Below are 24,588 nucleotides of genomic sequence, written 5' to 3'. Positions count from 1 at the left end.
TGCGAGCGCTACGAGCGCCGCAAGCTCTGCGCCCCTTCATGCCAACCCGCCAATCCCCCCTCCCGATCGCCAGCAACGGCGCGCGCCTGCGTGTGCTGTTTGCAGGCATCTGCGCCCTCATCCTCACGGTGGGGCTCGCGCGCTTTGCCTACACCCCCATGCTGCCGGTGATGCACCGCGAGGCCGGTCTCACCAATCTGGCAGCGGGCTGGCTGGCGACCTTCAATTACGCCGGTTACATCACCGGCGCACTCATTGCCGCAGCGGTGGGCAATTTGCGGCAGAAGTTCGTGATGTATCGCATCGGGCTGGTGCTGGCCGTGGTGACAACCGCCGCACTGGGCTTCACCGACAACACCGCGGTCTGGGCCGTGCTGCGGTTTGTCTCCGGGCTGTCGAGTACGGCGGGGCTGCTGCTGGCCTCGGGCCTGGCGTTGAACTGGCTGATCCGCCACGGTCACCGGCCCGAGCTGGGTCTGCATTTCACCGGGCTGGGGCTAGGCATCGTGGTTTCGGGCCTGGCCGTTGGCGCCATGATGGATCGGCTCGACTGGGCGCAGCAATGGGTGGGGCTGGGCTTGCTCGGTCTGGTGTTTTTCGTACCCGCCTGGCTATGGCTGCCCTCGCCCGCAGCGCCCGGGCCCTTGGGGGGCGCTGGTGCAAAAACCGCTGTCGTTCCGCCCCCGAGGCGCTGGATGGCTTTGTTCATCGCCGTCTATTTCTGCGCCGGTTTCGGCTATGTGATCAGCGCGACCTTTATCGTCGCCATTCTCGACAAACTGCCTGCGCTGGCGGACAAGGGCGGCTGGGTCTGGGTGATCGTGGGGCTTGCCGCGGCGCCGTCGAGCTTTGTATGGGATCGGCTGGCGCGCAGCATGGGCGACCTCCAGGCCTTGCTGCTGGCGTTCGGGCTGCAGACCGTCTCCATCATCCTGCCCGCGATGACGCTCAATCTGCCGCTGAATCTGCTCAGCGCCCTGCTGTATGGCGGCACGTTCGTGGGCATCGTCAGTCTCACCCTGACGCTGATCGGCCGCAGCTTTCCCGACAACCCCGCCAAGGCCATGGCCCGGCTGACTTTGAGCTACGGCGTGGCGCAAATTGTCGCCCCGGCGATGGCCGGTTCGATTGCCGCGCAAACGGGGAGCTACCGCGGCGCGCTGGTCATCACAGCGGTGGTGATGCTCGCGGGCATGGGGCTTTTACTGGTGATGCTGCGCGACGCCGCACGACAAGCGCAGCGGAGTTGATCAGGCCGCGGCAAGCAGCGCGCGCATGTATTGCGCGGTGCCTTCTTCCACCGTGGCGAAGTGGTGGCTGCAACCCGCCGCGCGCAAATGGCTAAGGTCGGCCTGGGTGTGGCATTGGTATTTGCCGACCAGCGCATCGGGAAAAGGAATATAGGCAATCTCGCCGCAATCCACCAATTCCGCCAGACTCAAGGCCGGTTGCCCCGCCTCCTGCCGCAGGGTGTTGACCACGGTTTGCGCCACATCGTTGAACGGCTGCGCACGACCTGAGCCGAGGTTGAAAATGCCGCTTTTGCCCGGATGATCGAAAAACCAGAGATTGACGGCCACGACATCGTCGATCCAGACGAAATCGCGTTCCTGCAACCCGGGGCCGTAGCCCTGATATTCGCCAAACAGCTTGACCTGGCCGTGTTCGCGGTATTGGTTGAAGTGATGAAACGCCACCGACGCCATGCGTCCCTTGTGTTGCTCGCGCGGGCCGTACACGTTGAAATAGCGAAAGCCCGCGACCTGCGTCGTGGCATGCGGCAGCACGCGCCGCACGACCTGATCGAACAACATCTTGGAGTAGCCATAGACGTTGAGCGGGCGCTCGAACTCGGGCGACTCGCGAAACACGCTGCTGGCGCCGTAGGTGGCGGCGCTGGACGCATAGAGCAGGCGCACGCCCTGCTTCTGGCCAGCGTCGAGCAGCATGCGGCTGTTGCGGTAGTTGTTGTCGAGCATGTAGCGGCCATCGTGTTCCATGGTGTCGGAACAGGCGCCCTGGTGAAACACGGCCTCGACCTTGCCGTAGTGGCCGCTGGCGAACTGCTCGAAGAACACCGTCTTGTCGAGGTAGTCGCAGATCTGCAAGTCCACCAGATTGTGAAACTTGTCGCCGCGGGTAAGGTTGTCCACCGCGATCACTTCGGTAATGCCGCGGGCATTGAGCCCCTTGACGAGATTGCTGCCGATGAAACCGGCCGCACCGGTGACGATGACTCTCATGTCGTTCCCCAAAGTTCCTTCGGCGTCACGCTGGCGGTGCCCAACTTGCCGACCACAATGCCCGCCGCCCGGTTGGCCGTGCGCACCGCGTCTTCCATGGAAAGCCCGGCGCCGAGCATCACGGCCACCGTAGCAATTACCGTGTCGCCCGCGCCTGAAACGTCATACACCTCTTTGGCCTCGGTGGGAATATGCAGTTCACCGGTCTCGGTATACAGACTCATGCCTTCTTCCGAGCGCGTCAGCAGCAGCGCCTTGAGGCTGAGTTTTTTGCGCAGACCCTGCGCACGCGCGGTGAGGTCTTGCTCACTGCTCCAGTCGCCCACCACTTGCGCTAGCTCGGCGCGGTTGGGCGTCAGCAGGGTGGCGCCGGCGTAACGGCTGTAGTCGCGGCCCTTGGGATCGACCAGAATGGCCTTGCCCTGGGTGCGCGCCAGATTCATCATCTGGTCGAGGTGTTCAAGGCCGCCTTTGCCATAGTCCGACAGCAGCACCACGTCGTGGAAGGCCAGTTCCTGCTCGTAGCGCTCCATCATCGCGGCGAGCACTTCGTGATCGGGCTTGTGCTCGAAATCCAGACGGATAAGCTGCTGCTGGCGCGACACCACCCTGAGCTTGACCGTGGTCTTGAGCGTGGGGTCTTGCCGCATGGCGTTGCGGATGGGGGTATCGACCAGCAGCGTGACCAGCTTGCGGCCCGGCTCGTCCGCCCCCACCACCGACAGCAGCGTGGCCTGCGCGCCCAGCACGGCGGCGTTGAGCGCCACGTTGGCCGCGCCGCCCACCCGGTCTTCGTCGCGCTGCACACGCACCACGGGCACCGGCGCCTCGGGAGAAATGCGATCGGTCGAACCGAACCAGTAACGGTCGAGCATGACGTCACCGACGATGAGCACACGGGATTGGGCGAGTTGTTCTGCGTTCATGATCCAAGAAGGGAGAGTTCTTCCAGGCGGCGCGGCGGGTAAGTCTCCCACCCCTGACAGCCTGGACAGTGCCAGAAATATTGCCGCGCCTCGAAACCGCAGGCCGCGCAGCGGTAGCGCTGGCGACTGCGCAAGGCATTGTCCACCGCGCCCTGCATGGCGGCTGCCGCTTCGGGCACGGTGGCGCCGGGCATGGGGTGTTCGAGCACGCGCTTGAGTGCCAGCAGGCTGCGATGCGACAGCAGATAGTCCTGCGCGCACCGGGCCTGCGAGGCGGGATCGGGGTCGAGCAGCAGCACGGCGTCGAGCAGGTCGATGGCCGGGGTCTGCTGCAAACGCTGACGCAGCCACATCAGCCCTTCGGCCACCTGCCCGAGCTGCTGACGCAGTTGGGCGATCTGCACCGCCGCCAGCGCAATGAATTCAGGCTGCACCAGATCGATGGATTCCAGTATGCGCAAAGCCGATTCCAGTTCACCGTGCTGCTGCGCCCACTGAGCACGCAGCAAGCGCGGCCGCACGCCCTGAGGCGCGGCCTGCAGCGCGGCGTCGAGCGACTGCTGGGCTTCCTGCGCCCGCCCTGCCGCGTGATGTTGCACGGCCAGCTCGCACCAATACTGCGCAATCTGCCGCTGATAGGCGCCGGTGGCGCGCAGCTCCAGTTCGCCGGCACGCGCAATGGCCTTGTTCCAGTCTTGGGTGCGCTCGCTGATCTGCAGCAGCGCCGTCAGCGCCTGCGAGGCATAGACGCTGCGGCGCAGATCTTCGTAGGCGGATTCGGCGCGGTCGAGCAGCCCGGCCTTGAAAAAATCCTGCGCCAGGGCAAGTTGCGCGCGTTCACGCGCTTCGCGCGGCAGGTCGGCGCGGGCGAGCAGGTTCTGGTGTACCCGCACCGCACGCTCATACTCGCCGCGGCGGCGAAACAGATTGCCCAGCGCAAAGTGCAGATCGACGGTATCGGGATCGGCGGTCATGGCTTCGATGAAGGCGTCGATGGCCTTGTCCTGCTGCTCGTTGAGCAAGTGGTTGAGACCGCGGTAGTAGGCCTGCGGGGCATCACGCCGCAGGGCGCGCTCCTTGCCCACCTGCCGCAGGTCCACGCGCGCCGCCAGCCACCCCAGCGCGAACATCAGGGGCAGGATCAGAAGCCACCAAAGGTCAAACTCCATCGATCGGCCTGTCGATCGGATGCTGCGGGAAATCGGCCGGGGCGACGGCGGTGGCAGCAGACGGTTTGGGCGGCGGCTCACTGTTGCGCGCCAGCCGGACCTGTTTGCGATGCCGCATCCACGAAGGCAGCAGCGCCAGCGCGCCCAGCACCGCGCCCATGGCGAACACCACGAGCAGCAGCACGATCATGGGCGTGCGCCACTCGGTGCCGAACAGCAGGTGCAGGGTCACGGTCTCCAGATTGTTCAGCGCCAGACCGAACAAAAGCAGGAAGACCACCAACCGCAAAAACCAGCTCAGGATGCGCATGGAAATAAAACCGAAACAGGGAAGATAGGGGCAACCGAGCAAGCATATTGCATTCTTGGGTGCTTGCCGTGCAGCGTTGTGTGGTGATGTGAAAAACTCCGGGTAGACAATACTGGCCATCGTTCCGCCACCTCTCGCCATCTCTCGCCATCAGCCCGCAACATGTCGCACCGCCCTCACGCCCTGCATTGCCCCGCCCCGACCGCCAGCGCCGTCTTCACCGATGCGCAAGCCGCGCTCGATCAGGTGCAGGCCCTCTATACCGCCGCCGTCACCCATCTGCGCGACAAGCTGGCCGAGTTCATCGCGGGAACCCTGCCGCCCGGCCGCGTGCGGGCTTGCTATCCGGTGGTGCGGGTACGCATCGACAGCGTCGCGCACCCTGACTCGCGTCTGGCCTACGGGTTTGTTGCCGCTCCCGGCGTTTACGAAACCACCCTCACCCGGCCGGATCTGTTCGCCGACTATCTGCTCGCCCAGTTCCAGTTGCTGCTGACCAACCACGGCGTTGCGCTTGAAATAGGGGTGGGTGAACAGCCAGTTCCACTGCATTTCAGCTTTGCCGGTCAGGCGCATGTCGAAGGCCATCTCAGCGTCGAGCAGCGCCAGCAACTGCGCGATATTTTCGATCTGCCCGATCTGGCCGCGATGGACGACGGCATTGCCAACGGCACCCACGACACGCCAAACGACCAGCCCATGTCGCTGGCCTTGTTTACCGCGCCGCGCATCGACTACTCGCTGCACCGCCTGCAGCACTACACCGGTACCGCGCCCGAACACTTCCAGAACTTCGTGCTGTTCACCAACTACCAGTTCTACGTCGATGAGTTCGTGCGCATGGCGCATGCTCTGATGAACCAGCCCGCCGCGTCTGCGACCGACGACGACGCGCCCTACACCGCCTTCGTCGAACCCGGCAACGTCATCACCCACCGGGCCACCGCCCAGGGCGCGGCGCGAACCGAGGGACAAGCCTCCACCCGACTGCCGCAGATGCCGGCGTATCACCTCATCCTGCCGGGTCACGGCGGCATCACCCTGGTCAATATCGGCGTCGGCCCGGCCAATGCAAAAAACATCACCGACCACATCGCCGTGCTGCGGCCGCACGCCTGGATCATGCTCGGCCACTGCGCCGGACTGCGCAACTCGCAGCGCCTGGGCGACTACGTGCTGGCGCATGGCTATGTGCGCGAAGACCACGTGCTCGACGAGGAACTGCCGCTGTGGGTGCCCATTCCGCCGCTGGCCGAGGTGCAGCAGGCGCTCGAAGGCGCCGTGGCCGACATCACCCAGTTGCACGGCTACGAACTCAAGCGCGTGCTGCGCACCGGGACGGTGGCCAGCACCGACAACCGCAACTGGGAACTACTGCCCTACCCCGGCCCCGATCGGCGCTTCAGCCAGAGCCGGGCGATTGCGCTCGACATGGAAAGCGCCACGGTGGCCGCCAACGGTTTTCGCTTCCGCGTGCCCTACGGCACCTTGCTGTGTGTGAGCGACAAGCCGCTGCATGGCGAGCTCAAGCTTCCGGGTATGGCCGACCAGTTTTATCGCCAGCAAGTCGAGCAGCATCTACGAATCGGCCTGCGCGCCATCGCGCGGCTGCGTCAGCAAACCATGGGGCGTCTGCACAGCCGCAAGCTGCGCAGTTTCGATGAAGTCGCGTTTCAGTAAAACCGGGCTCAGCCGGTATAGCGCACCTGATGCGCATCGGCATGAGGACGCGGCTGAATCTCCCCGATGATCCAGCCGGTCTCACCTTCAGCGCGCAGAGTGGCGAGTACGGCCTCGGCCTCGGCCGCGGCCACCACCAGGACGAAGCCCACGCCGCAATTGAAGGTGCGGCGCATTTCGGCGTCATCCACGCCGCCTTCGCGTTGCAGCCAGGCAAACAGCTCGGTCTGGCCCCAGGTAGAAGGGTCGAGCACGCATTGCACATTTTCGGGCAGCACGCGCGGAATGTTTTCGCTCAAACCCCCGCCGGTGATATGGGCCATGCCCTTGATGGTGTGCTGCGCCAGCGCCTTCAGCACCGGTTTGCAGTAAATGCGCGTCGGCGCCATCACCGCGCTGCGGAAATCCTGTCCGTCCAGTGTCGTCGGCAGCTCGTCCGGCCCGCTGCGAGCGATGATCTTGCGCACCAGCGAATAGCCGTTGGAATGCGCGCCGCTCGACGCCAGGCCAATGACCCGGTCGCCCGCCGCGATGCTGCGGCCGTCGATAATGCCGCTCTTCTCCACCGCGCCCACGGCAAAACCCGCCAGGTCATATTCGCCCGCCGGATACATTCCAGGCATTTCCGCGGTCTCGCCGCCGATGAGCGCACAACCGGCCTGCTCGCACCCCTGCGCCACACCGCCGATCACTTGCGTGGCGGTCTGCACCGCCAGCTTGCCGCAGGCAAAATAGTCGAGAAAGAACAACGGCTCGGCCCCCTGAACCAGCACATCGTTGACGCTCATCGCCACCAGATCGATACCCACCGTGTCGTGTCGGTTCCACTCGAACGCGAGTTTGAGCTTGGTGCCCACGCCATCCGTGCCCGACACCAGCACCGGCTCGCGATAGCGCTTGGGCACCTCGAACAACGCCCCGAAACCGCCGATACCCGCCAGCACGCCGTCGCGCAGCGTGCGCCGGGCCAGGGGCTTGATCGCATCGACCAGCGCATCTCCAGCGTCGATATCCACACCGGCGTCGCGATAAGTCAGGGGAGTTTTTTGCATGATGGGCAGCAGAGGAAGAGGAACGGGAGCGCAGCACCCGCCCCGCATAAAATGCCAAGGCGAAGATTTTATCGAGAGCGCGCCCGCGCCTGCTGCTTCGCTCCGAAGCTGGCGCCGTTGCGCAAGCCTTTCCCCCCGACGCCCCGACCGCCCCCATGCTCCTGACCCCTCCCGTCAAGAATGCCCTCATCTGGCTGGGCATCGGCCTTGTCGCGCTCTGGCTGATCTGGCTGCTCGGCAGCATCCTGATGCCCTTTCTCGTCGGGCTGACGCTGGCTTACGTGCTGCACCCGCTGGTCGAGCGACTCAAACGGCGACGCATTCCGCGTGCGCTGGGCGCAGCGGTGGCGATTATCGTGGCCATCGGTCTTTTCGTCGGCCTTTTTCTCTTGCTGGTGCCTGTGGTCACGGAAATCGTGCCCTTGATCCGCGAAAAATTCCCGCTGCTGCTCCAGACCATCATCAACTGGGGCACCCCGCTGCTCGCGCGATTCGACATTCATGTGAAGTTCGATACCGCCAGCGTGCAGCAGACCCTGTCCAAATACCTGTCCGCGCACGGAGAAGACTGGGCCGGGCTGCTGCTGCGCTCAGCCAGCACTGGCGGCATAGGCCTGCTGGTTCTGTTGGGCAATCTGACGCTGATTCCGGTCGTGGCCTTTTATCTGCTGCTCGACTGGACGCCAACGCTGGTGCGAATTCGTGGTCTGATCCCCCCCAAACACCGCGACGCCGTGCTGAGTTTTTTTCACGACTGCGACGTCATCCTCGGCCAGTATCTGCGCGGACAGTTGCTGGTCATGCTGATTCTGGCGTTTTATTACTCCCTCGGCCTGGTGATTGCCGGGTTCAATCTGGCCCTGCCCGTGGGCATCTTCACCGGGCTGGCGGTATTCGTCCCTTATGTAGGCTTCGGCCTGGGCCTGCTGCTAGCACTGCTGGCCGGGGCGCTGCAATTTCTGAGCTGGTACGGCGTGATTGCCGTGGCCATCGTGTATGGCATCGGCCAGTTGATCGAAAGCATGTACATCACCCCGAAGTTCGTCGGCGAGAGCATTGGTCTGCATCCCCTGCTGGTCATTTTCATTCTGCTGGCCTTCGGCACCCTTTTCGGCTTCTGGGGCATTTTGCTGGCCCTGCCCGCGGGCGCCGTGCTGCTGGTCGTGGTGCGCCGCCTGCTGGCCTGGTACCGGCAGAGCGCGCTGTTCGTCTGACCCATGCTGCAAACTACGCGCCAGCAGATTCTGCCGCTGGAATGGCAGGATGAGCGCAGCTTCGAGAATTTCGATCCCGGCGTTCAGCCCGAAAATGCGCTAGCGCTGCAAGCGCTGCATGATCTGCTGCAACAGCGCCGCCACAATGCGCTGTATCTCTGGGGCGAGACCGGCAGCGGCAAAAGCCACCTGCTGTGGGCCGCCTGCCACGAGCTCCAAAAACAAGGACGTTGGGCGCTGCTGCTCACCCCGCAAACCTCCGCATCGGCCTGGCCGGATGTCACCGATCTGCTCGCCCAACAAGCCGGCGGCCTGCTGGCGGTGGACGACGCGCAGCAGCTTTCCGACTGGCAGCAGGACTGGCTGTTCGGTCTATACAACGCCGCCCGCTCGGCCGAGCTCGCCTTTCTCGCCTGCGGCAACGCCGCCCCAGCCGCGTTGCCCCTGCGCACCGACCTGCGCACCCGCCTGAGCTGGGGACTGGCGCTGCGCCTGCAAGCGCCCGACGACGCCGTGCGCGCCCGCGTGCTTCAGCGCCTGGCGCACGAACGCGGCTACTCACTCAGTCCCGAATTGCTGCACTACATGCTGACCCACCTCAGCCGCGACCTGTCGCAACTGGGCGTACTGATGGCCGCGTTTGACCGCTATGCTTTGGCAGCGCAGCGACCGGCCACCGTGCCTCTGCTCAAATCGCTGCTGGCCGCGCAGCCGCAATTGCTGCACGCGGCGTCGCCCGAATCCGTTTCAGGCTGATCCCTACAGACCCAGCCTTCACACTCCATGCGCAAGCTCGCCCTCTTCGATCTCGACAACACGCTGATTCCTTTCGACTCCGACCACGCCTTCGGGCAGTACGTTGCCGAGCTGGGCTGGGTCGATGCCGAGCAACACCGCCAGCAGAACGAGGCGTTCTATCGGCAATACAAGGCCGGCACCCTCGATCTCGCCGCCTATCTGCGTTTCGCCCTGCAGCCGATTGCCGGGCGCGACCTCGACGAACTGCACGCCGCGCATGCCGGTTTCATGCGCGACGTCGTGCAGCCGCAAATGCAACCGGCCGCGCAGCAACTGGTCGACCGTCACAAAGCCGCAGGCGATCTGTGCTGCATCGTCACTGCAACCAATACCTTCGTCACCCGCCCCATCGCCGACGCCTTCGGCGTCGAGCACCTCATCGGCGTCGAACTCGAACGCGACGGCCAGGGCCGCTACACCGGCAACTGGGTGGGCGTTCCGTCGTTCCGCGAAGGCAAGATCGTTCGCACCGAACAATGGCTGGCCGCGCAAGGACTGGGCTGGGGTGACTTCGACCAGATCTGGTTCTACAGCGACTCCATCAATGATCGCCCTCTGCTCGAACACGCCACCCACCCCGTGGTCGTCCATCCAGACCCCTTGCTGGCCGCAGTCGCCCAGGAAAAAGGCTGGCCCACACTTCAGTTGTTGACATGATCCGCAAATTCATCAGCCGCCTGTTCACCGCGAACAAAGCCGAAACCAACCCGCAAAACCGTGGCCAACGCCGCGACCTGCCCCGCGCCCAGCACCAGATCGACGCCAGCCGCCTTTCGCAGAACGCCCGCAACACCGTGCAGACCCTGCAGCAGGCGGGCTTCGAGGCCTACATCGTCGGCGGCGCGGTGCGCGACCTGCTGCTGGGCCTCAAGCCCAAAGACTTCGACGTCGCCACCAATGCCACTCCCGAGCAGGTCAAACCGCTGTTCAAGCGCGCTTTCATCATCGGCCGACGCTTTCGCATCGTGCACGTCATGTATGGCCGCGACATCATCGAGGTCTCCACCTACCGTGCCCTGCACGATGCGCTGGCCGCCGAGTCTGTGGACGGCAACGAGCGCACCTCGCGCCGCGCCCTGGCCGACAAGACCCTGGCGGTAGACAGCAGCGGCCGCGTGCTGCGCGACAACGTCTGGGGCACGCTCGACGACGATGCCGAGCGCCGCGACTTCACCGTCAACGCGCTCTATTACGACCCGATCCGCGACGTGGTGGTCGACTACCACCGGGGCATGAAAGACCTCAAAGAGCGGCGCCTGCGCATGATCGGCGACCCCGCCGCCCGCTACCGCGAAGACCCGGTGCGCATGCTGCGCATCGCCCGCTTCGCCGCCAAACTCGGCTTCGATATCGACCCGGCCACGCTCGCGCCCATCGGCCCCAGCGCCGATTTGCTCGCCAATGTGCCGGCCGCTCGCCTGTTCGACGAGACCATCAAGCTGCTGCAGACCGGCCATGCGGTCGCCTCGCTGCAACAACTGCGCCGCCTGGGCCTGCATCACGGCCTGCTGCCGCTGCTCGATCCCGCGCTGGAAAAACCCGAGGGCGAGCGCTTCATCACCAATGCGCTGCAAGACACCGACGAGCGCATCGCCCAAGGCAAGACCGCCAGCCCCAGCTTCCTCTTCGCCTGCCTGCTTTGGCATGACGTGGAGCAACGCTGGAACGCGTTGCTGGCCGAAGGCATCGCCCCCCTCATGGCGCTCGATCAGGCCGCTGACGAAGTGCTGGCCGCGCAGGCCGAGCGCCTGGCCATCCAGCGGCGCATCGCCACCGACATGCGCGAAATCTGGTCGCTGCAATCGCGCTTCGAACGCCGCACCCCGCGCTACGCCAACAGTCTGGTCGAACACCCGCGATTTCGCGCCGCCTACGATTTTCTCAGCCTGCGCGCGCGCAGCGGCCAAGCCGAGACGGAGTTGGTGCAATGGTGGGAGGCTTTCCAGTTCGCCGACGCCGAGGGCCGTGCCGACATGCTCGCCACCGCGCCGCAGCCCAGCGCAGCCAGCAAACCCCGGCGGAGGCGGCGGCGCAAAAAACCGTCTGATGCGAACCCTGCCGACGGCGCCAGCAACGACAGTTCCGAGTGAAACGCGATGTCCTGCGCCGATGACGTCGAAGCGTTCGTCGCCCTTGGCGCCAATCTGGGCGACGGCGCAGCCACCCTGCGTGCTGCGGTGCAAGCCATCGATGCCCTGCCGCTGACGCGCGTCGCCGCCCGCTCCAGCCTCTACCGCACCGCCCCGCAACACGCCAGCGGCCCCGACTACTGGAATGCCGTCATTCTGGCGCGCACCGCCCTATCGCCCGACGCCTTGCTCGACGCCCTGCTGCGCATCGAATCCGACCTCGGCCGCCAGCGTCCCAGCGGCGAAATCAACGCCCCGCGCACCCTCGATCTCGACCTTCTGCTCTACGGCAGTCTGCAACGCCAAAGCGAACGTCTGACCTTGCCCCATCCCCGTATGGCACAGCGCGCCTTCGTACTGGCCCCGCTGGCCGAAATCTGGCTGGAAGGCCGCATCGACGGCACGCGCGTCGCCGAACTGGCCGAACAGCGCGTCGCCGAAGGTCAGGCGATCGAAAAACTCGGGCCGCTGTGAGATAGGTTCAGGCGCAGGTCAGACCCCATTTCGTTTCGCGAAATCGAGCAGCAATGGTCAATGAACCTCCGACAATTTTGCAGCCGACTGCACGGCGGCACGATAACGCAGACCCAAGTTGACATTGCGCCCCACAGTCATACCGGCTAACCATGCCCAGATGAATGCGGCCCCTGGTTGCGCAACCAGCAACTCAATCCACGCCGCGTGCGTCGCAATTCCAAAATGCAGCGCGAACTCGAACACAAATGCCCCGAAAATAATGCCCAACATCAGGATGTCGCCGGGCACGGCAAGCCGCCGCGTCTCCAGATTCACTTGCACCACCCAGCCCCGAGCGTGCTGCCAGCCAATCCGAATGCCAACAGCCGTACCCAAAATGCAAGCAGCCAGGTCAATCAGGCCGGGTTGAGGAAACAATTGCAGGTAAGCGCGCACAGCCAGAATGACGATGAGCATCGGCATGAGTGTCAAGCGCTCGACCCGAATGCTGCGGGGATAGCAGCGGGCAACACCCATCCACATCAATACGATGAAAACGACATAGACATAGGTCGGTATGTGCTGAAGGTAATTCATGGCAGGGCATCCAGAAAATGAAGGCAAGCATCATGGGCGCCACAAATCCTAACGACGTTAGTATTACAAGTAAAGATAGCAGTGATGTGACACGTCCGTATTCCAAGCCAGCCCGCTCTTATCACCACGGCGACTTGCGAGCCGCGCTATTGGCCAGCGCACGAGTGCTGCTGGAAGAGTCAGGTCCGGCGTCACTGAGTGTTCGCGAGATTGCGCGTCGCGTGGGCGTGGCCGCACCTTCGGTCTATCACCATTTCGCCAATCTCGATGCCCTCACGCTTGCTCTCGTGGAGCAAGGGTTTACCGAGTTTGCGCATCAACTCAAAGAAGCGCCAACCAACGCCAAAGGTCGCATGCGCGAGACTGGCACGGCCTATATTCGTTTTGCCTGCACAAACCCCAATCTGTATCGACTCATGTTTGGCGAAGGGTTTCGCTTGGCCTCAAACGCCTCTGGGCCGATCAGGCAACTCAGGCAGCTAACCTATGACAAGCTCAGCGCCGGGTTGAGCCTGCGCTTGCCCCCCGAGAAAGTACCTGACGCCGCGCTGTATTTGTGGTCGATTACACATGGCTTGGCAATGCTCATCATCGACGGCCAGCTGGGAGCGGAAGCCAATGTGGAAGATCGCATCCAAGCCGTGCTTGGATTGGCCGGCGCGGGGCTACCGACATCGGCCACGTCTGATCCCCCCACAGCGGGGTGAGAGCTCAACTGCCGCCAAAAAATCGCTGCAGCACATAGGCGAGCCCACCGGTTAGCGAACCCACGCTCATGAACAGCGCAAAGATCACGATCAGCACCGGGCCCCAGCCGTTCTGACTGCGACGGTCAGCCGCCGCGTTCCAGCGCGCATCCCATTTGGCGTCCGGAGTGAGGCCGATCACCAGGGTCTGCACCACCACAGCGATCACCACGGCAACAAAAACCGCCAGCAAGGCCCAAGTCAGCGGGTCATCTTGACGATGGGCGACAAAGCGCCAAACCCCAAGCAAACCCAACAGAAACAAGGGGCCGTGCAGCCAGGCCCACGGATCTCGCAAGCCGCGCAGGTAAAAGCGGTGACCGCCAAGCACGCCGGTCAGCAGAGCCAGTAAAGCGGCGGTGAATTTATTTTTGAACCCGGTCTGAGCAGTCATGGCGGGCCGTCAAATCGGAGAGGTTTCGGCGCCCGCACCCAGCGCGCGTTGCATGAACACGACATCGAGCCAGCGATCAAATTTCCAGCCGACTGCCGGCATACGTCCCAGTTCCTCGAACCCGCGCGCCCGGTGCAGACCGATTGAACCGGCGTTTGCGGAATCTCCGATGACAGCCAGCATCTGCCGCATCCCGCTTCGGGTACATGTGTCGATCAAGGCATCAAGCAACTGGCCGCCAACCCCCTGACGCAAGCCGTTCGGGGCAATGTAGATGGAGTCTTCGACCGTAAACCGGAAAGCCTCGCGCGCCCGGAACCAGTTGGCATAGGCGTAGCCGATGATCTCCTGACCGCGCACGGCGACCAGCCAAGGCAGCCCGCGCGACTGCACTTCCTGCAGACGGCGCAGCATCTCGGCCTCGTCAGGCGCCAGGGTTTCGAAGGTGCCTGTGCCATACAGAACATGGTGTCCATAAATGGCGGTGACAGCGGGTACATCTGCCGCAGCGGCGGCGCGAATGGTGAATTCAGGCATGAAGTGCATTACGGGAGATGAGCATGTTTATAATGGCGAGTTTATTCGAGCGCCGCGCCCCAAGTTTTTGAAGGCAATACTCGTCCGACGGACGGCTGCCCTACAACACCGGTATTTGCTGCAAGGCACCTACCCAGAAAGCCTGGTTCCACGCGGTTGGTTGCCAGCGCTTGACCCAAGCGATGCCCAAACACATGGCCCACGACCCCTTCGTAGGCTCTCATTTTTTGACAAGGAAGCAAAATGGTTGTGATCCGTCTGACCCGTGCCGGTGCCAAGGCACACCCCTTCTACCACATCGTCGCCACCGATTCACGTAGCCGTCGTGATGGTCGCTACATCGAGCGCCTGGGTTATTACAACCCGGTTGCCCGTGGCGCCGAAGTGCCCCTGCACATTGCGACCGAGCGTCTGAACCACTGGACCAGCGTGGGCGCACAGGTCTCCCCCACCGTGCAGCGCCTGGTGAAAACCGCGCAGAAGTCTGCTTGACCGGTCAGCCTGACGGGTTTTGCCTGCAGCGGGTCGGCTGAAAAGTCGTCCCGCTTTTTACTTGCATTTTTCATCCGCGCACCGGCTTGTATCGTGGCCACTCCAGACGACCTTTACCTCGTGGGGCATATCCTCGACGCCTGGGGCGTGCGCGGCTGGGTGAAGGTCGCCCCGGACGCCCCGCAAGCGACCGCGTTGCTCAAATCCAAGACCTGGTGGCTCAGCCGTCCAGGCTTTGAAAACGAGCCCACGCCGATTGCGGTACGTCTGGTTCGGCGTCACGGCAGCGCCCTGGTCGCACTGCTCGAAGGACCGGAAGACCGTAGCGGCGCCGAAGCGCTGCGCGGGCGTCAGATCGCCGTACGACGGGCCGACTTTCCCCCGCCTGACGAGGGCGAGTTCTATTGGGCCGACCTGATCGGCTGCGAGGTACGCAGCCCGGAAGGGGCCGATCTCGGCCGCGTCATTGGCTTGATGGAAAGCGCCGCCCACGCCGTTTTGCGCGTGCAGATTCCGCAGGCCAGCGCGGACGCCAAACCGCGCGAACGGCTGATTCCCTTCGTCGAGGCTTACATCGTGTCGGTCGATCTGCCCGCGAAGACCATCATCGCCCTGTGGGACGCCAGTTACGACTGACCCGTCCCATGCTGCGCTTTGATGTCATCAGCCTGTTTCCCGCCTATTTCGAGCCGCTGAAGTACCACGGCGTATCGCGCCGCGCCTTCGACTCGGGACAGTTGCAACTGCAATGCTGGAATCCGCGCGATTTCACCACCGATGCGCACCGAACCATCGATGACCGTCCCTACGGCGGCGGCCCCGGCATGGTCATGCTGGCCGAGCCGCTGGAACAAGCGCTAGACGCCATCGCCGACGACCGGCGTCTTGCATCTCATCCGCAAGCCCCGGTTTGGCTGTTTTCGCCAACCGGACGGCGCATCGATCAGCGACTCGTGGAAAACCTGGCCCAATCCGGTGGCGTGACCTTGCTTTGCGCCCGCTACGAAGGTGTGGATCAACGCCTGATCGACCGCCGGGTGGACGCGGAGATCAGCCTGGGCGACTTCGTGCTGTCGGGCGGTGAGATTCCGGCCCTGGCGCTGCTCGATGCCGTCTGCCGATTGCTGCCAGGCGTGCTGGGCAGTGCCGATTCAGCCCAGCAGGACAGTTTTTCGAACGGTCTGCTCGACTGCCCGCATTACACACGACCCGAGCACTATCAGGGCCACGGCGTGCCCGAAGCCCTGCTCAGCGGCGATCATGCCCGCATCGCTCAATGGCGCAGGGAACAGTCTTTGCGCCTGACCTTGCAGCGGCGCCCTGACCTGATCGCGCAGATGCAGGCTGCCGACCAGTTGAGCCAGAAAGATCTGAGATTTCTGGCTGCTCTGGGGTATACTCTTCAGGTTTGATCCTCTGCTGGCCTAGCCGCCAGGCTGACTGCACTTGTTAGTGCATCATCAGCGCTGCGGCAACGACAACTGACCCACACCGGCACGGCAAGATCATTGGAGAGCATGAAATGAATCTGATCGCAACTCTGGAGCAGGAAGAAATCGCCCGCGTCAGCGCTGGCAAAACTTTTCCGCAGTTCAACCCGGGCGACACCGTCATCGTGTCCGTCAAGGTGGTTGAAGGCAACCGCAAACGTAACCAGGCCTACGAGGGCGTGGTGATCGCCAAGCGTAATCGTGGGCTGAATTCCAGCTTCATCGTGCGCAAAATCTCGGCCGGCGAAGGCGTGGAGCGTACGTTCCAGCTTTATTCGCCGCAGATCGCGTCGATCGAAGTCAAGCGTCGGGGTGATGTGCGCCGCGCCAAGCTGTACTACCTGCGCAGCCGTTCCGGCAAGTCCGCACGCATCAAGGAAAAACTGGTGCTCAAGTCTGCCGCCGCGGCTCAGGCAAACGCAACTGCAGAGGCCTAATCAGCGTTTGTCCCTGGTCATGCCGGCCCAGCCGGATCACCGCCGAAGCCGACTTGCACTGCACGTCGGCTTTTTTGTTTGCTACATCAAACGTGTCCACTCTTCGCCTCACGCCCATCGACCCCGAAAGCGCTGACCTGATCGGCCGCGATGACGGTCTGCCCGCCGTCGCCCCGGAGAGGCTTGAGCCGGATTGGCTGCGGCGCCGCTTTGCCTCACCCACCGCGTGGACACCGGAGCTGTTTGAAGATTCACTACGCCTGAGTTCCCAAGCGCTGCGAGGCGCCGCCGTTCTGATTGCATTGGTACCGCGCGCCGAAGGCCTGCAGGTGCTGCTCACCCGCCGCAATCTCCACCTGCACGAACATGCCGGCCAGATCAGTTTCCCCGGTGGGCGCTGCGACCGCCAGGACATTCATCCTGCCGCCACCGCACTACGCGAGGCCCATGAGGAAATCGGCCTGCGCCCGGCGGGGGCCGAAGTGCTCGGCACGCTGCCGCTGTATTGCACTGCATCGCGTTACGCCGTCACCCCCGTGGTGGCGCTCATTCCCGCCGCTGAAAACCTGCAGCCTCAACCCGACGAGGTCAGCGAGGTCTTCGAAGTACCGCTGGCCTTCCTGATGAACCCCCGGCATCACGAGCTTCGGGAATGGAGGCCGGGCAACGATGTTGCGCCCAACCCTGTTGCCGTGCGGCGCCGCTTTCTGGTCATGCCCTATGTCGCAAACGGGCAGCGCTACGTCATCTGGGGCGCGACGGCCGCCATGCTGCGCAATTTGTACCGCTTGCTGGTTGCGTAAGGCCAAGCCCAGCCCTTCCCGCACGGCCCAACGACACGGCCCAACGAAGCTGCGAGGCGCAAAAGGCTTGTTCAGGGTTGCCTTAGGATAGATGCATGGCTTTTCTCTCCGTTCTGATCGCCCTGCTTGTCGAGCAACTCAAACCCCTGGGGCGCGGCAGCGCCGTGTACCGGCTGCGCCAGAGTCTGGCTGATATTGCCGCGCGCAACTTCGATGCGGGACGGCCGCATCACGGCGTCGCGGCCTGGTTCATCGCCGTGTTGCTGCCCGCCTTAATCACACTGGCGATTTATCTCGTCGCGCTGCACTACAGCCTGCTGCTGGCCCTGGCGTGGAATGTGGCGGTGCTGTATTTCACCCTCGGTTTTCGCCAGTTCAGCCACTACTTCACTGATATCCAGGACGCGCTCAATCACAACGATGCCGCCACCGCGCGCAGCCTGCTCAAACAGTGGAAAGCGCTCGATACCGTGGACATGAGCACCAGTGATGTCACCCAGCAGACCATCGAACATGCCCTGGTGTCGGTGCAACGCTATGTGCTGGGCGTGTTCTTTTGGTTCATTCTGCCCATCGGCCCGGCGGGCGCCGTGCTATATCGCCTTAGCGACTATGTAGCGGGCAAATGGAATCAGACCGACAGCGAAGCCAGCCCTGCGCTGCAGAGCTTTTCGCAAAAAGCCTTCGACCTGCTCGACTGGGCGCCCGCCCGCCTGACCGCCAGCGGTTACGCCATCGTCGGCAATTTCGAGGATGCCGTCGATGTCTGGCGCGGCTATTCGCAGCTCTGGGCCAACCGCAATACCGGGGTGATGCTGGCCTCTGCCGCGGGCGCAGTAGGCATTCGGCTCGGAGCAACAGCCGCTGCCACGCCCGCCGCCCCGACAGAGCCCGGCTGGACCCAGGAAGGTGAGAACGGCGATCTGGGCATGAGCGGCCTTGCAGCCACGATGCCCGGCGCCATTCCCCAGCCCGCGCATTTACGCAATGTGGTGGGGCTGGTGTGGCGCTCGGTGCTGCTGTGGATGCTGCTGCTGGCCATGCTCAGCGTGGTCAGCTGGGTGAGCTGAAACCAAGCTGAGCCCCTGGGCCTGGGTACGACTAGCCCGCGGGGACGCGCTCAGCCCGCCAGCAAAGCGTTGACCCGGCGAACATAAGCCGCCGGATCGTCGAGTTGGCCTCCTTCGGCCAGCAAGGCCTGATCGAACACCACCTGAGCCAGATCGTCGGCATGGGCCTCGTCAGTCGCCACGCGCTTGACCAGCACATGCGCCGGATTGATCTCCAGCACCGGTTGGGTCGACGGCATTTCGTCGCGCCCGGCCTGCTTGAGCAAGCGCGCCAGATGCGCGCTCATGCCATCGTCGGCGGCGACCAGACAGGCCGGAGAATCGACCAGCCGCTTGGAAATGCGCACCTCTTTCACCCGCTCGCCCAAAGCCTGCTTGAAGCGCTCGATCAGGGCCTGATGATCGGCAGACGGCTCTTTGTCGTCCTTGGCCTCATCGGCCTTGTCCTCTGCGCCCTTGATGTCGCTGAGATCGACGGCCCCGCGCGCTACCGATTGCAGCGGCTTGCCGTCGAACTCATTGAGGAAGCCCAACATCCATTCGTCCACCCGGTCGGTGAGCAGCAGCACCTCGATGCCCTTTTTGCGGAAAATTTCGAGCTGCGGGCTGGAGCGGGCGATTTTCGGCGTCTCGGCGGTGATGTAGTAGATGGCTTTCTGGCCCTCTTTCATCCGCGCGACATAGTCGGCCAGTGACACGCTCGGCGCATCATCCTCACTGTGCGTGGAGGCTGCGCGCAACAGCTTTGCCAGGCGCTCGCGGTTGCTGAAATCTTCGCCGAAGCCTTCCTTGAGCACCGCGCCGAACTCGGCCCAGAACGCGGCGTATTTATCGCGCTCGGCCTGGTCTTCACTGCCTGCCAGGTCTTCGAGCATGGACAACACGCGCTTGACCGAGCCTTCACGGATGGCGCGCACATCGCGGCTTTCCTGCAGCATTTCACGCGACACATTCAGCGGCAGATCGGCGCTGTCAATCACCCCGCGCACGAAGCGCAGGTAGGTGGGCATCAGACTTTCGGCGTCATCGGTGATGAATACGCGCTTGACATACAGCTTGACCCCGGCTTTCTGCTGCCGGTCCCACAAGTCCATCGGCGCCTTGGCCGGGATGTAGAGCAACTGGGTGTATTCGCTGCGGCCTTCAACGCGGTTATGCGTCCAGCGCAGCGGCGGCTGACTGTCGCCGCTGAGTTGTTTGTAGAACTCGAGATATTGTTCTTCGGTGATCTCGGACTTGCTGCGCGTCCACAGCGCCGCAGCGCTGTTGATTTGCTCCCACTCGTCGGTGGCGACGTATTTGCTCTGCTCGGCGTCCCACTTCTCCTTGCGCATTTCGATAGGCAGGGAGATATGGTCGGAGTATTTGCCGATGAGGTCTTTGAGCGTCCACACCCGCAGGTATTTGTCGATCTTGTCCTCGTGCGGCGTGTCGTCGGCATCGGCGCGCAGGTGCAGGATGACATCGGTGCCGCGCTTGGCGCGGGTGATGGTTTCCACCGTGAACTCGCCCGTGCCGTCGGACTCCCAGCGCACGCCCTCGGCCTGCGTCATGCCGGCCCGGCGCGACTCGACGGTGATGCGCTCGGCCACCATGAAGCCGGAGTAGAAACCCACGCCGAACTGTCCGATCAGCGCCGCATCGGGCTTCTGTTTGTCGCCGAGTTTCTGCATGAACTCGCGCGTGCCCGACTTGGCGATGGTGCCCAGATGCTCGACCGCTTCTTCCAGGCTCAGGCCGACGCCGTTGTCGCTGATGGTGAGCGTGCGCTGCTCGGCGTCCACCGCGATGCGGATGCGCAGATCGGCGTCGCCCTCCATCAACGAGGCGTCGTCGATGGCCTGAAAGCGCAGTTTGTCGCAGGCGTCGGAGGCGTTGGAAATCAGTTCACGCAGAAAGATGTCGCGGTTGGAATAGAGCGAATGGGTGACGAGGTGCAGCAGTTGCCGCACTTCAGCCTGAAAGGCGTGGGTATGCGCGGCAGCAGGGGTTGGATTAGTTTGTTCAGTGCTCATGGTGCGTGCGGAAAAAGAAAAGAAAAAACCTGCAGGCAGATACGGTCAAGACTTCAAAAATCAAGCCCCAGATTCGATCTCGAGGTTCAACGCACCGCCTAAGCGCGGCAAGGCGCGCAGGGCGTTGGCCGTGGTCTGCCGGGCCGTTTGTTCCGGCGACCAGCCGCGCAGCATGGCCAGGGTTTGCGCGATGCGGGGCAACTGTTCGGGCGAGTTGGGGGTCGGGGGCGCATCGTCGCGCGCCTCGCGCGGACGGTAAAGCCAGACCGGCGGGATATCGGGCGCATCGGTTTCGAGCACCGGCGCGGTCTCGGGCACCTCGGCCGCCAGACGGCGGATGTTGAGCGCGCGCTCGAAAGTCATGGCGCCGCCGAATCCCAGCGAAAAACCCAAATTGATGAAGCCCTGCGCCTGCTGCAGGCTGCCGTTGAAGGCATGGGCGATGCCTGCGGGCCGTCCTGCCCCGAAGCCCGCGCGGCGCAGTCCGGCGAGCAAGGCGTCTTGCGATTTGCGCACATGCAGAATCACCGGCAAATCAAAGTCGCGGGCGATACGCAACTGCGCCTGATAGAAACGCTGCTGTTTTTCGAGGTCGAGTCCGGGGACGAAAAAATCCAGCCCGATCTCGCCCAGACCGACAAAACGCGGATCGACCAACGCCTCGCCCACGCTGTGCCGCAGCGCCTCCAGATCGGCCTCTTGCGCCCGGTCGACATAGAGCGGATGAATGCCCAGGGCGTAGGCCCACCCGCAGGTCTGGGCAAGCTCACGCACCGTGTCGAAATTGCTGCGCTCGACGGCCGGAATCACCCCGCCCACCACCCCCGCCTGCCGGGCATGAGCAGCCACCTCCCGCGCCCGTCCGCCAAACTCGGCGGCATCGAGATGGGCGTGGGTATCGATCCAGCCCATCGTCTGCATGGGGAACGCCGCCATCAAAACTCCTCCAAACTATGCCGTAAGCGTAAAAAATCACAGTTCCAGGCCAAATCCCCAGGCAAACCCTATAAGCGCTCCCAAAACTCATGGAAAATTGCGGACATAGTCCGTATAGATCACAGAACGGTTCACTTCAAGGCGCGCTTTGAACGTGTGTCGTCCACCCTGAAATTCCTCATGCAACGCCGCCAATTTCTCCAATCTCTTGCGCAGAGCCGCCTGCTTGCCAACCCTTTGGGCCGCAGAAGTCTGTTGGGCTTGGGCTTGCTCGGCGCCACTGCCGGCCGAGCCCTGGCCCAGAACGCCGCCTGCACTTGCGGAAATTGCCCCGACTGCCTGCAGGGCGGCAACACCACGCCGCCCGCAGTCGCTTTTTACTACGGCGCCCGCATTCCGGTGGACGATCTGCGCGCCTTCGACTGGGTGGTGCTCGAACCGCAGCATGCCCTGGCGCAAGATACAAAAATGGTCTCCGCGCTGGGGCCGCACACCCTGGCGCTGGCCTATGTCTCGGTGGGCGAAGTCACTGCGGATCGGCCCTACTACGCCGACATGCCCAAGGCTTGGCTGCCGACGTCGAACGCCGCCTGGGGTTCGAAGGTGATCGACCAGACCGCCGCCGGCTGGCCGCAATTTCTGCGCGAACGCATCGTCAAACCGCTGTGGGACGCGGGCTTTCGCGCCTTTTTCCTCGACACCCTCGACTCCTATCAACTGCTGGCTAAAAGCCCGCAGGCGCAGCAACAACAGGCCAAGGCGCTGGCGGAAACCCTGCGCGGCCTGGTTGCCGCCTATCCGGGCATCCGCCTGATGCTCAACCGCGGCTTCGAACTGGTCGATGCCACCCTGGCGCCGAGCATTCTGGCCGTGGCCGCCGAATCGCTCTATCGCGGCTGGAATCAAGCCGAAACCACCTATGTCGAAGTGAAGGCCGACGACCGCGAATGGCTGCTCGCCCGCTTTGGCGACATGCGCAGCCGGTTCAAGCTGCCGGGCATTGCCATCGACTATTGCGCCCCGCAAGACCGCGCTGCTGCCCGGCAGACGGCGCAGCAAATCGCCGCGCAAGGGCTCATTCCCTGGGTGGCCGACCCCACGCTGGAAAGCCTGGGTGTGGGCACAGTCGAGCTGGTGCCGCGCCGCGTGCTGCTGCTGCATTCCTGCGAACAGGGCGACAGCCCGGAGCTGCAGGCGCAGAGCGCGCACCTTTACGGCGCCATGCCGCTGGAATATCTCGGCCTGGTTCCGGAATATCGCTATGTCGGCGCCCCCGCCATCACCGAACCGCTGGCGGGCCGCTACGCCGCCGTGGTGCTCTACCCCGATGACGGCAAGGTGCCCGCAGACATCCGCGCCTTGCTCAAGCGCGCCAAGGCCGAAGGCGTGCCCGTGGCCGTGCTGGGCTACGCCGATCTCGATGTGCTCGACGATCTTGGCGAACACGTCGGGGAGCCGCTGAACGCGCCGATCAAGGTACAGCGCCAGCCCGGCACGCCCAACGGCGAAGTCATACCACTCATCAGCCCGCAAGACACGGTGCAACTGACCGCCAGTGCCGGATCGGAGGTCTGGCTGCGCGCCACCGGCGGCGATGGCCGGAGCATGGACGGCGCCGCCATCACGCCTTGGGGCGGATATGCGCTGGGCGGGTTCGGCGTGTTCAATCTACCGGGCAACACCGGTACGCGCTGGTCGGTCGAGCCGATCGAGTTTTTCCGCGCGGCGCTGCGCGTGGGCGCAGACCCCATGCCCGACATCACCACCCGCACCGGGCGACGGGCGTTTTTCGTGCACTTCGACGGCGACGGTTGGCCGAACGCCTGCGACCAGCCCGGCTCGCCGCTGGCCTGCGAAGTGCTGGTGAGCGAATTCCTCGAAAAGTACAAGGTGCCCACCCTGGCCTCGGTGATCATCGGCGAGATCAGCCACGACGGGCTGTATCCCAAACTGGCCGACCAGTCGCAGAAATGGGCCAAGCGCATGTACGCCTTGCCTTGGGTGGAAGTCGGCAGCCACACTTGGTCGCACCCGTTCAACTGGGTTGCAGCGAGCGAGACCCATAGCCGCGGCAAGGAAACCAAAAACTTCCCTTACGGCAATTACCTGCCGCTGCCCAACTACACCTTCAGCACCAAGAGCAATGTGGTCGGCGCCGCGCAATACATCGACGACAAGCTCTGCCCGCCCGGTAAGAAATGCAACATGATTCTCTGGCCTGGCGACTGCAATCCGCCCGATGAGGCCGTGGCCATGGCCTATGAAACCGGGCTTGGCAATATCAACGGCGGCGGCGCCCCCATCAGCAAGACCCGGCCCACGCTGTCTGATGTCTGGCCCATGGGCATTCCCAAGGGCAAGTATTTTCAGGTCTATGCCGCGCAGTCGAACGAGGAGGTTTTTACGCATAACTGGCAGGGGCCTTATTTCGGCTTCGAGCGCGTGGTCGAGAGCTATCAGATGACCGACTCGCCGCGCCGCATCAAGCCCATCGACCTGTATTACCACCCCTACATCGTGACCAAGGCGGCAGGGGCGAAAAGTCTGCATACGGTCTATCAATGGGTGCTCAAACAACCGTTGCATGCGATTTACGGCCACCAATACTTCCGCAGCGTGAACGACTGGCGGCAAGCGACGGTGGCCCGGCTGCTGGCCGGTGGCTGGCGCCTGCGCAGCGGGGCAGAAATGCGCCAATGGACCCAGCCCGTCACCGCCGCCACGCCCGCACTGGCCAACTGCCAGAACATCGTCGGCTGGAACGAGCATGGACAGCAGCGTTATCTGCACGCGACGGCTGGACAGGCCGTGCTGCGTAGCCAAGCCGCGGGTCAGCCCCCAGCCGCGGTTGTCCCGCGTCTGATCGAGGCCAATGCCGACGTCACCCGATGGGCCGTGCAAAACGACCGCAGCGTACAAATCAGCCTGCAAGGACATCTGCCCGTCGAAGCCCTGTTTCAACTGCCCTCCGGCTGGAGCGTGCAGGCGGCCAAAGGGGCGAAAGTCGAGCAAGCGGCCGCAGGGGTGCGGGTCAGCAGCAGTGGCGCCACCGTCGATCTCACGCTGAAGCGGGCCTGACCGACCGCGCGCTGAC

General features: G+C 63.8%; 25 protein-coding genes. 15 read left to right on the top strand and 10 right to left on the bottom strand.

Annotation, left to right across the window (positions count from 1 at the left end; translation table 11 throughout):
• Nucleotides 1-38: 38 nt before the first annotated feature.
• Complete coding sequence (locus B3H47_RS00250; RefSeq protein WP_286985336.1) at nt 39-1,250, top strand: YbfB/YjiJ family MFS transporter; 1,212 nt, start codon at nt 39-41, stop codon at nt 1,248-1,250.
• On the opposite strand, the gene rfaD is transcribed toward B3H47_RS00250, so the two are convergent.
• The 4 genes from rfaD to B3H47_RS00230 are packed head-to-tail and all read right to left on the bottom strand — an operon-like array spanning nt 1,251 to nt 4,648.
• Nucleotides 1,251-2,243 carry an ADP-glyceromanno-heptose 6-epimerase gene (gene rfaD / locus B3H47_RS00245; RefSeq protein WP_286985334.1) on the bottom strand — a complete coding sequence of 331 codons (993 nt, stop codon included), beginning with the start codon at nt 2,241-2,243 and terminating at the stop codon, nt 1,251-1,253.
• Nucleotides 2,240-3,169 (bottom strand): D-glycero-beta-D-manno-heptose-7-phosphate kinase, encoded by a 930-nt coding sequence (gene rfaE1, locus B3H47_RS00240; protein WP_286985333.1) that lies wholly within the window; start codon nt 3,167-3,169, stop codon nt 2,240-2,242. The genes rfaD and rfaE1 overlap by 4 nt, the downstream gene beginning before the upstream one ends.
• Nucleotides 3,166-4,338: a lipopolysaccharide assembly protein LapB gene (gene lapB, locus B3H47_RS00235; RefSeq protein WP_286985332.1), complete on the bottom strand. Its 1,173-nt coding sequence runs from the start codon at nt 4,336-4,338 to the stop codon at nt 3,166-3,168. Before lapB ends, rfaE1 begins: the two co-directional genes overlap by 4 nt.
• Nucleotides 4,328-4,648 carry a LapA family protein gene (locus B3H47_RS00230; protein WP_013122732.1) on the bottom strand — a complete coding sequence of 107 codons (321 nt, stop codon included), beginning with the start codon at nt 4,646-4,648 and terminating at the stop codon, nt 4,328-4,330. Before B3H47_RS00230 ends, lapB begins: the two co-directional genes overlap by 11 nt.
• A 162-nt stretch (nt 4,649-4,810) precedes the next feature.
• Here B3H47_RS00230 and B3H47_RS00225 point away from each other — a divergent pair, with 162 nt between their 5' ends.
• Complete coding sequence (locus B3H47_RS00225; RefSeq protein WP_286985330.1) at nt 4,811-6,328, top strand: AMP nucleosidase; 1,518 nt, start codon at nt 4,811-4,813, stop codon at nt 6,326-6,328.
• 8 nt (nt 6,329-6,336) lie between these two features.
• Here the strand turns inward: B3H47_RS00225 and purM are convergent, their stop codons facing one another.
• Complete coding sequence (gene purM, locus B3H47_RS00220; RefSeq protein ID WP_286985329.1) at nt 6,337-7,380, bottom strand: phosphoribosylformylglycinamidine cyclo-ligase; 1,044 nt, start codon at nt 7,378-7,380, stop codon at nt 6,337-6,339.
• Between the two features lie 155 nt (nt 7,381-7,535).
• On the opposite strand from purM, the gene B3H47_RS00215 reads away from it, so the two are divergent.
• Genes B3H47_RS00215 through folK form a run of 5 tightly spaced genes read left to right on the top strand, consistent with a single transcriptional unit; the run spans nt 7,536 to nt 11,995 of the window.
• Nucleotides 7,536-8,594, top strand: a complete 1,059-nt coding sequence (locus B3H47_RS00215) for an AI-2E family transporter (protein WP_286985328.1) — start codon at nt 7,536-7,538, stop codon at nt 8,592-8,594.
• 3 nt (nt 8,595-8,597) lie between these two features.
• Entirely contained in the window at nt 8,598-9,350 is a 753-nt protein-coding gene (hda, locus tag B3H47_RS00210; RefSeq protein WP_286985327.1) for a DnaA regulatory inactivator Hda, read from the top strand.
• A 27-nt stretch (nt 9,351-9,377) separates the two neighbouring features.
• Nucleotides 9,378-10,049 carry an HAD family hydrolase gene (locus tag B3H47_RS00205; protein WP_286985325.1) on the top strand — a complete coding sequence of 224 codons (672 nt, stop codon included), beginning with the start codon at nt 9,378-9,380 and terminating at the stop codon, nt 10,047-10,049.
• On the top strand, nt 10,046-11,482 hold the full coding sequence (pcnB, locus tag B3H47_RS00200) for a polynucleotide adenylyltransferase PcnB (RefSeq protein WP_286985323.1): 1,437 nt from the start codon (nt 10,046-10,048) through the stop codon (nt 11,480-11,482). The genes B3H47_RS00205 and pcnB overlap by 4 nt, the downstream gene beginning before the upstream one ends.
• 6 nt (nt 11,483-11,488) lie before the next feature.
• The gene (gene folK / locus B3H47_RS00195) at nt 11,489-11,995 is read left to right on the top strand and encodes a 2-amino-4-hydroxy-6-hydroxymethyldihydropteridine diphosphokinase (protein WP_286985322.1); all 507 of its coding nucleotides are present in this window, start codon (nt 11,489-11,491) and stop codon (nt 11,993-11,995) included.
• 57 nt (nt 11,996-12,052) lie between these two features.
• Here folK and B3H47_RS00190 read toward each other — a convergent pair whose 3' ends face one another.
• Entirely contained in the window at nt 12,053-12,574 is a 522-nt protein-coding gene (locus B3H47_RS00190) for a hypothetical protein (protein ID WP_286985320.1), read from the bottom strand.
• A 17-nt stretch (nt 12,575-12,591) separates the two neighbouring features.
• On the opposite strand from B3H47_RS00190, the gene B3H47_RS00185 reads away from it, so the two are divergent.
• Nucleotides 12,592-13,281, top strand: a complete 690-nt coding sequence (locus B3H47_RS00185; protein WP_286985319.1) for a TetR/AcrR family transcriptional regulator — start codon at nt 12,592-12,594, stop codon at nt 13,279-13,281.
• A 4-nt stretch (nt 13,282-13,285) separates the two neighbouring features.
• Here the strand turns inward: B3H47_RS00185 and B3H47_RS00180 are convergent, their stop codons facing one another.
• Together B3H47_RS00180 and B3H47_RS00175 are read right to left on the bottom strand one after the other, a co-directional pair.
• Nucleotides 13,286-13,714, bottom strand: a complete 429-nt coding sequence (locus B3H47_RS00180; protein WP_276727304.1) for a TM2 domain-containing protein — start codon at nt 13,712-13,714, stop codon at nt 13,286-13,288.
• 9 nt (nt 13,715-13,723) lie between these two features.
• Entirely contained in the window at nt 13,724-14,251 is a 528-nt protein-coding gene (locus B3H47_RS00175; RefSeq protein WP_286985316.1) for a GNAT family N-acetyltransferase, read from the bottom strand.
• A gap of 243 nt (nt 14,252-14,494) precedes the next feature.
• Between B3H47_RS00175 and rpsP the strand changes: the two genes are divergently transcribed.
• The 6 genes from rpsP to B3H47_RS00145 all read left to right on the top strand — a co-directional run bounded on the left by rpsP (nt 14,495) and on the right by B3H47_RS00145 (nt 18,543).
• Complete coding sequence (gene rpsP / locus B3H47_RS00170; protein ID WP_013105316.1) at nt 14,495-14,743, top strand: 30S ribosomal protein S16; 249 nt, start codon at nt 14,495-14,497, stop codon at nt 14,741-14,743.
• A 93-nt stretch (nt 14,744-14,836) separates the two neighbouring features.
• Complete coding sequence (gene rimM / locus B3H47_RS00165; RefSeq protein ID WP_286985315.1) at nt 14,837-15,379, top strand: ribosome maturation factor RimM; 543 nt, start codon at nt 14,837-14,839, stop codon at nt 15,377-15,379.
• 8 nt (nt 15,380-15,387) lie between these two features.
• Nucleotides 15,388-16,155 carry a tRNA (guanosine(37)-N1)-methyltransferase TrmD gene (gene trmD / locus B3H47_RS00160; RefSeq protein ID WP_286985313.1) on the top strand — a complete coding sequence of 256 codons (768 nt, stop codon included), beginning with the start codon at nt 15,388-15,390 and terminating at the stop codon, nt 16,153-16,155.
• Between the two features lie 110 nt (nt 16,156-16,265).
• Nucleotides 16,266-16,670 carry a 50S ribosomal protein L19 gene (rplS, locus tag B3H47_RS00155; RefSeq protein ID WP_013105313.1) on the top strand — a complete coding sequence of 135 codons (405 nt, stop codon included), beginning with the start codon at nt 16,266-16,268 and terminating at the stop codon, nt 16,668-16,670.
• Nucleotides 16,671-16,762: 92 nt separating this feature from the next.
• Nucleotides 16,763-17,473 carry an NUDIX hydrolase gene (locus B3H47_RS00150; protein WP_286985311.1) on the top strand — a complete coding sequence of 237 codons (711 nt, stop codon included), beginning with the start codon at nt 16,763-16,765 and terminating at the stop codon, nt 17,471-17,473.
• A 95-nt stretch (nt 17,474-17,568) separates the two neighbouring features.
• A complete protein-coding gene (locus B3H47_RS00145) occupies nt 17,569-18,543 on the top strand; it encodes a CobD/CbiB family protein (RefSeq protein WP_286985310.1) in 975 nt (324 codons plus the stop codon).
• Between the two features lie 50 nt (nt 18,544-18,593).
• Here B3H47_RS00145 and htpG read toward each other — a convergent pair whose 3' ends face one another.
• Nucleotides 18,594-20,558 (bottom strand): molecular chaperone HtpG, encoded by a 1,965-nt coding sequence (gene htpG, locus B3H47_RS00140; RefSeq protein ID WP_286985309.1) that lies wholly within the window; start codon nt 20,556-20,558, stop codon nt 18,594-18,596.
• A 60-nt stretch (nt 20,559-20,618) separates the two neighbouring features.
• Complete coding sequence (locus B3H47_RS00135) at nt 20,619-21,494, bottom strand: TatD family hydrolase (protein ID WP_286985308.1); 876 nt, start codon at nt 21,492-21,494, stop codon at nt 20,619-20,621.
• Nucleotides 21,495-21,674: 180 nt separating this feature from the next.
• Between B3H47_RS00135 and B3H47_RS00130 the strand changes: the two genes are divergently transcribed.
• Entirely contained in the window at nt 21,675-24,572 is a 2,898-nt protein-coding gene (locus tag B3H47_RS00130) for a bifunctional glycoside hydrolase 114/ polysaccharide deacetylase family protein (RefSeq protein ID WP_286985307.1), read from the top strand.
• Nucleotides 24,573-24,588 lie beyond the last annotated feature (16 nt).

The organism is Thiomonas sp. UBA7699 (genome assembly GCF_002482605.1).
Taxonomy (GTDB): Bacteria; Pseudomonadota; Gammaproteobacteria; order Burkholderiales; family Burkholderiaceae_C; genus Thiomonas; species Thiomonas arsenitoxydans.
The sequence above is the reverse complement of the archived record's forward strand: the minus strand, read 5'-3'. Positions and strand labels throughout refer to the sequence as shown.

Bases quoted from the DNA above. Each gene is read 5' to 3' on its own strand.
- B3H47_RS00250 (WP_286985336.1), top strand. From the start codon at position 39: ATGCCAACCCGCCAATCCCCCCTCCCGATCGCCAGCAACGGCGCGCGC.
- B3H47_RS00205 (WP_286985325.1), top strand. From the start codon at position 9,378: ATGCGCAAGCTCGCCCTCTTCGATCTCGACAACACGCTGATTCCTTTC.
- B3H47_RS00190 (WP_286985320.1), bottom strand. From the start codon at position 12,574: ATGAATTACCTTCAGCACATACCGACCTATGTCTATGTCGTTTTCATC.
- pcnB (WP_286985323.1), top strand. From the start codon at position 10,046: ATGATCCGCAAATTCATCAGCCGCCTGTTCACCGCGAACAAAGCCGAA.
- B3H47_RS00135 (WP_286985308.1), bottom strand. From the start codon at position 21,494: ATGGCGGCGTTCCCCATGCAGACGATGGGCTGGATCGATACCCACGCC.
- B3H47_RS00230 (WP_013122732.1), bottom strand. From the start codon at position 4,648: ATGCGCATCCTGAGCTGGTTTTTGCGGTTGGTGGTCTTCCTGCTTTTG.
- B3H47_RS00175 (WP_286985316.1), bottom strand. From the start codon at position 14,251: ATGCCTGAATTCACCATTCGCGCCGCCGCTGCGGCAGATGTACCCGCT.
- purM (WP_286985329.1), bottom strand. From the start codon at position 7,380: ATGCAAAAAACTCCCCTGACTTATCGCGACGCCGGTGTGGATATCGAC.
- B3H47_RS00130 (WP_286985307.1), top strand. From the start codon at position 21,675: ATGCAACGCCGCCAATTTCTCCAATCTCTTGCGCAGAGCCGCCTGCTT.
- folK (WP_286985322.1), top strand. From the start codon at position 11,489: ATGTCCTGCGCCGATGACGTCGAAGCGTTCGTCGCCCTTGGCGCCAAT.
- rfaE1 (WP_286985333.1), bottom strand. From the start codon at position 3,169: ATGAACGCAGAACAACTCGCCCAATCCCGTGTGCTCATCGTCGGTGAC.
- trmD (WP_286985313.1), top strand. From the start codon at position 15,388: ATGCTGCGCTTTGATGTCATCAGCCTGTTTCCCGCCTATTTCGAGCCG.
- rpsP (WP_013105316.1), top strand. From the start codon at position 14,495: ATGGTTGTGATCCGTCTGACCCGTGCCGGTGCCAAGGCACACCCCTTC.
- B3H47_RS00225 (WP_286985330.1), top strand. From the start codon at position 4,811: ATGTCGCACCGCCCTCACGCCCTGCATTGCCCCGCCCCGACCGCCAGC.
- B3H47_RS00215 (WP_286985328.1), top strand. From the start codon at position 7,536: ATGCTCCTGACCCCTCCCGTCAAGAATGCCCTCATCTGGCTGGGCATC.
- hda (WP_286985327.1), top strand. From the start codon at position 8,598: ATGCTGCAAACTACGCGCCAGCAGATTCTGCCGCTGGAATGGCAGGAT.
- B3H47_RS00180 (WP_276727304.1), bottom strand. From the start codon at position 13,714: ATGACTGCTCAGACCGGGTTCAAAAATAAATTCACCGCCGCTTTACTG.
- htpG (WP_286985309.1), bottom strand. From the start codon at position 20,558: ATGAGCACTGAACAAACTAATCCAACCCCTGCTGCCGCGCATACCCAC.
- B3H47_RS00185 (WP_286985319.1), top strand. From the start codon at position 12,592: ATGAAGGCAAGCATCATGGGCGCCACAAATCCTAACGACGTTAGTATT.
- rplS (WP_013105313.1), top strand. From the start codon at position 16,266: ATGAATCTGATCGCAACTCTGGAGCAGGAAGAAATCGCCCGCGTCAGC.
- lapB (WP_286985332.1), bottom strand. From the start codon at position 4,338: ATGGAGTTTGACCTTTGGTGGCTTCTGATCCTGCCCCTGATGTTCGCG.
- rfaD (WP_286985334.1), bottom strand. From the start codon at position 2,243: ATGAGAGTCATCGTCACCGGTGCGGCCGGTTTCATCGGCAGCAATCTC.
- B3H47_RS00145 (WP_286985310.1), top strand. From the start codon at position 17,569: ATGGCTTTTCTCTCCGTTCTGATCGCCCTGCTTGTCGAGCAACTCAAA.